This window comes from Flavobacterium sp., assembly GCF_044376915.1.
Classification (GTDB): Bacteria; Bacteroidota; Bacteroidia; order Flavobacteriales; family Flavobacteriaceae; genus Flavobacterium.
The window spans coordinates 1-5,916 of sequence record NZ_JBILKB010000096.1; the positions used below are offsets into that span (position 1 = coordinate 1).

The 5,916-nt window shown below is 34.5% G+C and carries 4 protein-coding genes and 1 tRNA gene; 2 read left to right on the forward strand and 3 right to left on the reverse strand.

Annotated elements, in window-relative coordinates; all coding sequences use genetic code 11:
- Positions 1-76: 76 nt before the first annotated feature.
- A tRNA-Gln gene (locus ACIQ6Z_RS08725) sits at positions 77-147 on the reverse strand.
- A 156-nt stretch (positions 148-303) separates the two neighbouring features.
- Between ACIQ6Z_RS08725 and ACIQ6Z_RS08730 the strand changes: the two genes are divergently transcribed.
- Positions 304-3,504, forward strand: a complete 3,201-nt coding sequence (locus tag ACIQ6Z_RS08730) for a DUF2723 domain-containing protein (RefSeq protein WP_396210509.1) — start codon at positions 304-306, stop codon at positions 3,502-3,504.
- 74 nt (positions 3,505-3,578) lie between these two features.
- Complete coding sequence (locus tag ACIQ6Z_RS08735; RefSeq protein WP_396210510.1) at positions 3,579-4,217, forward strand: polysaccharide deacetylase family protein; 639 nt, start codon at positions 3,579-3,581, stop codon at positions 4,215-4,217.
- A 28-nt stretch (positions 4,218-4,245) separates the two neighbouring features.
- Here the strand turns inward: ACIQ6Z_RS08735 and ACIQ6Z_RS08740 are convergent, their stop codons facing one another.
- Complete coding sequence (locus ACIQ6Z_RS08740) at positions 4,246-4,542, reverse strand: thioredoxin family protein (RefSeq protein ID WP_396198033.1); 297 nt, start codon at positions 4,540-4,542, stop codon at positions 4,246-4,248.
- A 74-nt stretch (positions 4,543-4,616) separates the two neighbouring features.
- A complete protein-coding gene (locus ACIQ6Z_RS08745) occupies positions 4,617-5,846 on the reverse strand; it encodes a metallophosphoesterase (protein ID WP_396210511.1) in 1,230 nt (409 codons plus the stop codon).
- Between the last annotated feature and the right edge of the window lie 70 nt (positions 5,847-5,916).

The following is a 5,916-nucleotide window of genomic DNA, read 5'->3' on the forward strand; positions in this document are numbered from 1 at the left end:
CGTTTTTTTTGTAATATACTGCCCTTCAATGGGGTATGTAAAAATAAAAAACCCTGCTAAAAATAGCAGGGTTTTGTTGGCCCACAAGGACTCGAACCTTGAATGACGGTACCAAAAACCGGAGTGTTACCATTACACCATGGGCCAATTCCCATACAACCTTTTCGATTGCGAGTGCAAATGTAGTACATATTTTGTATTCTACAAATTTTTCCAAAAAATTTATTAAAAAATTAATTTAACATTTTATATCTACAAAAAAATAGTTTCTTTGTAGTTGAAATTAAGAAACCTATTCATTATATGACTTCATTCAACTTTAAAAAATGGAATACCATTCTCGGATGGTTTGCTTTTGCAGTTGCATTATTCACTTATTCGTTAACCGTTGAACCCACACTTAGTTTTTGGGATTGTGGCGAATACATTGCTACCTCAGCAAATTTAGAAGTAGGACATCCTCCAGGAGCCCCTTTATTCCAAATGTTAGGTGCATTTTTTGCCATGTTCGCAACAAGTGCTGATAAAATTGCATTAATGGTGAATTATCTTTCTGTTTTTTCAAGTGCCTTTACCGTTCTGTTTTTGTTTTGGTCACTAACCTTATTACTGCGCAAAATTATCGGGCACACAAAAGAAGTAACTACTTCTCAAAACATAATGATCTTAGGAAGTTCACTTATCGCATCGCTTTCTTTTACGTTTACAGATAGCTTTTGGTACAATGCCGTTGAAGCCGAAGTGTATGCCATGGCCTCCTTTTTAATTGCACTTTTATTTTGGTTGGGATTGCGTTGGGAACAAGAAATGGAAACGCCTCGTGGCAACAAATGGTTGCTGTTGATTTCATTAGTTATCGGCTTATCCTTTGGCGTGCACTTTATGGCCTTATTAACGTTTCCAGCCATTGGATTTCTTTACTTCTTTAAAAAATACAAAACGGTTACTGTAAAAAGCTTCTTACTTGCCAATGTGGTCATTGTAGCTATTTTGCTGTTTATTTTTAAATTATTATTGCCTTTTACTTTAGGATTCTTTGGTAAAACCGAAATCTTTATGGTAAATGAATTGGGACTACCCTTCAATTCAGGAACTATTTTTGCTTTTCTGTTTATAGTAGCTGCCTTCTATTTTGGCTTACAATACACCAAGAAAAAAGGGCATGTTTTTTACAACACCTTAATATTATCCATACTCTTTATATTGATTGGATTCTCTACTTGGTTGATGTTGCCTATTCGTGCCAATGCGAATACACCTATTAATGAAAACAAACCTTCCGATGCTGCTGAAGTATTAGCGTATTATAATAGAGAACAATATGGCGAGCAAAAGTTATTTTATGGCCCACAATTCTCAGAGGCTTATTCTGGATTAGATTCAGTAACTCCCTATTTAGACGACAAACCTAATTATGAGCGTGACTATACAACAAATACCTATGTGATTACTAATAACTTTAAAAATGCCAAACAAAATACAGATGATGCACACAAGGCATTTTTACCACGCATGTGGAGTAACGAACACAATGTAAACTATATGACATTTGGCAAACCCTTGGAGTTTCAAATCAACCCAGAATATTCACATGAAGATGAGTTGGTGCAAATAGTTACTGAATTTAGAAAAGGTTTTGCTAGTGGCGAAATTGATTTAAAGGGGTACGATAAATTTCTAAATACCTATGGGGAATATCTAATTGTTGAAAAACCCTCATTTGCCACCAATATGAAATTTATGTTTCAGTACCAATTTGGCTATATGTATGGTCGCTATCTTCTGTGGAACTTTGTAGGAAGACAAAACGATAACCAAGGAAAATATGACGATATGAATGGTAATTGTATTACTGGAATTTCTTTTATAGATGAATTATTAGTAGGATCGCAAAAAAATCTTACATCTGATATGCAAAATAATAAAGGAAGAAATATCTATTTTGGATTGCCTTTTATTTTAGCATTAATAGGAATATTTTATCATGCTAAAAAAGATGTAAAGAGTTTTTATGTATTACTTGCCTTATTTCTATTTACCGGGCTGGCACTCAAAATTTACCTTAACGAAAGACCATTTGAACCTAGAGAACGTGATTATGCTTTGGTAGGATCATTTTATGTTTTTGCCATGTGGATTGCTTTTGGAGTGTATGCCATTTTTGAATGGGTGATTAACTATATCAAACCAAAAATTGCCTTACCGCTTGTCTTAATTGTTTGCTTTTTGGCTTCACCAGTACTGCTTGCAAAAGAAAATTGGGACGACCATAATCGTTCCAATAAATATACCGCCTTAGCAATGGCAAAAGCGTATTTGGACTCGTGCGAACCCAATGCAATTTTATTTACCATTGGAGATAACGATACCTTCCCGTTGTGGTACATGCAAGAAATTGAAGGTTATAGAACCGATATACGAATCGTTTGTACAAGCTTGTTCATGACCGATTGGTATATTGACCAAATGAAAATGAAAACTCACAATTCTGATCCCATACCAAGTTCGTTTAATCGAGAGCAATACAAAGGAAGTTTCAGAGATTATAGTTTGTTTGTAGAACGTACCGAAGAACCTCTCTTGTTAAGTGAAATACTAAAATTTGTGGCATTAGAAGATGAAAGAGCAAAGATTACATTGGATAGCGGAAATAAAGTCAACTATTTTCCTTCTAAAAAAGTGATTTTGCCCATTGATAAAAACACAATCATCAAAAACAAAGTGGTTCATCCAAAATATTATGATTCAATAGTACCTCAAATTGAATTCACAATTAAAGAAAAAGCACTTTATAAAAACCGATTGATGATGTTGGATATCGTAAATGAAAACAATTGGAAACGCCCCATTTATTTTACAGGGGGTAGCTTTGGTGAAGACGATTACATTTGGATGAAAGATTATTTACAATTGAACGGAATGTGTTTTAAACTGGTGCCATTAAAAACACCAACAGACGATCCAAACCCGATGCGAATGGGGTCTATTGATGCCGATAAAATGTATGATATTGTAATGAAATGGGATTGGGGGAACAGTGGAAATCCTGCGATTTATCACGATCCAGAAACCCGCAAAAATAGCATTACCTATCGAACCAATTTAGCCCGTTTGATGGAAACTTTAATTATAGAAGGGGAAAAAGAAAAAGCAGAAAAAGTAATTGATTTAGCTATGGCTAAAATGCCTATCGCTTATTTTGAATATTACTCCATGGTTGAGCCATTTGCTATGGGTTATTATGAAGTGGGGAAAAAAGAAAAAGCTAGAAAAGTAGTTTCCGAGTTGATTCAAAAATACCAAGAAAGTTTAACATTTTATAGTGGTTATAAATTAGCCGAACAGTATTATTATGCGTCAGATATTGTTTCGGACATTGAACAATACAGAAGCTTACTTGAAATTGTAAGAGCAGCTGAAGATCGAGCCTTTTACGAAAAAGAAAAAGTCAAATTCAACAACTTCAACAAACGTTTTGCTGTTTTTAATAGAAAAATGGAATAAGTAGTGTTATTAAATACACAGGTGCTAAATGAAAAATTTAATTTAGCACCTTTTTTTTATTGTATTTTTACTTTATGAAAATTACATGGACAAAAACTCCTCGGTGGGTCAAACTAATCTTTACGAATTTAGTTTGGGACATTCCCAATAATGAGCAAAAAGTATACCTCACATTTGATGATGGTCCTATACCTGCCGTTACCGAATGGGTTTTGGATCTTTTGAAATCAGAAGGCATAAAAGCCACCTTCTTTTGTATAGGCGCAAACATCCAAAAACATCCTGAAATCTACCAAAGAATTCTTAATGAAGGGCACCAAACCGGAAACCACACGTTCCATCATCTAAAAGGATGGAAAACTACCTCAAAAGAATACGTTCAAAACGTTCAAAGTTGCGAAATAGAAATGAAAAAATGGGGCCCGAATAACACAAAGCTATTTCGGCCGCCCTTTGGTAAAATCACGCCCAATCAAGTTAATGCCTTGCAAAATTTAGGATATAAAATCATTATGTGGGATGTGGTGAGCCACGATTATAACAAGACTATTTCCTCTGAAAAATGCCTTAATAATGTAATTACAAAAAGCGCACAAGGAAGTATTATTGTTTTCCACGATAGCCTCAAAGCAGAAAAAAATTTGAAATATGCACTGCCGAAAGCACTACATTTCTTAAAAAATAATGGGTGTATTTTTGATGTTTTAACTTAGAAAACACAAAAGGTCTTACACAGCAAATTTAAGCTTGCTCCTGCACTAAAGAAATTAAGGTATTGGCATCTAGTTCTCCACTTTGTCTCCAAACCATTTGACCTTCTTTATAAATCATCAATGTAGGCAACCCTTTAATACGAAGTGCATCAGCTAATTCCTGATTTTTATCCACATCAATTTTTATTACGCGGGCTTTATCACCTAAGGCAGCAGCAACATGACGAATGACTTCATTCATCGCAACTGATGGTTCATTCCACTCTGTAAAAAAATCTATCAATACAGGTACTTGAGTATCGATAAGTTCTCCAAATTTTGACATAAATTGAATTTATTGGTATCAAAAAAAATATTTTTCACACGAAAATATTATACAAATGTAGCATTTTTAATGAATTACACTACTTTTTCTCCTTTTTTTAGTTCTATAACCGTAATTTCAGGCATAATTCCAACCCTCCCTGGATAGGCATGAAAGCCAAAACCACGATTAACATAAATATATTTTCCAGCATTTTCATACAACCCAGCCCACTGCTTATATACATATTGTACCGGACTCCATTTGATCCATCCCGGAATTTCAATGCCAAACTGCATACCGTGTGTATGACCCGATAGCGTCAAATGAAAGTGATTTTCGTGGTGCTGTATTTTCTCATCCCAATGACTGGGATCGTGACTCATTACAATTTTAAAATCTTCTTTGGTCAGACCTTCTGCAGCTAAATTCAAATCGCCACGCTCGCCAAATTTTCGGCCCCAATTTTCCACTCCTACAAGTGCAATTTGGTGCTGGCCATTTTCGATTTTTATGTGTTCGTTCAGTAATAATTTAAAATCAATTTTACGATGTATGTCTTTAATGGCTTCAAAATTAGCCTGTTTCTCAGCCGAAGAATTCCATTCTACATATTCGCCATAATCATGATTTCCAAGAATGGAATATTTACCATATTTTGGAGCGTGTATGCCTTTAAACGTATCAATCCATGGATCCATTTCTTTGGCATGTGTGTTTACAATGTCGCCAGTAAACAAAACCAAATCAGAATTTTGGGCATTGATCAAATCAATGGCATATTGAATTTTTGCTTCGTCATCAAAACTCCCACTGTGTATATCTGAAATATGAGTAATAGTCGTCCCGTCAAATGCATCTGGCAAATCTGGAAAAAACAGGGTTTGTTTGATCACTTTGAAATTATATTTTCCTAAGGTAACGCCATATAACAAGGAAACAAATGGAATTGCAGCAATTCCTAATGCTACTTGACTGACAAATTTTCTTCGTTCAGGCAAGAAACTTTCGCTTGTGTTTTTTGTGGCCCATGAAAATAATCCCATCACAAAACGAACCAGGTCTTCTCCAAACAAGATAATAGTAAGCAGTAATTTGGGTAAATACAACAATAACAACAAGCCAAAGGTGAGCATGGTTTTAGGTGTTTGTCCCACTTTACGATCAAAATGAAACAACTGGTAAACTATAAATGCTATAGCTACAGCGGAAGTAACATAATAAAATATGAAAAACCACTTCGATTTGACCAAGGTTCTAAATGCCTGAAAGGCATAAATTTCCAAAATGGCTACAAATAGTAAAAAAATAATCCAACGAAGCATTTGCAATTTTTTTTGCAAAGTAACGCACAAGTTGTTCAAAAATCTACTGTATTTAATGAAATTTAACAAA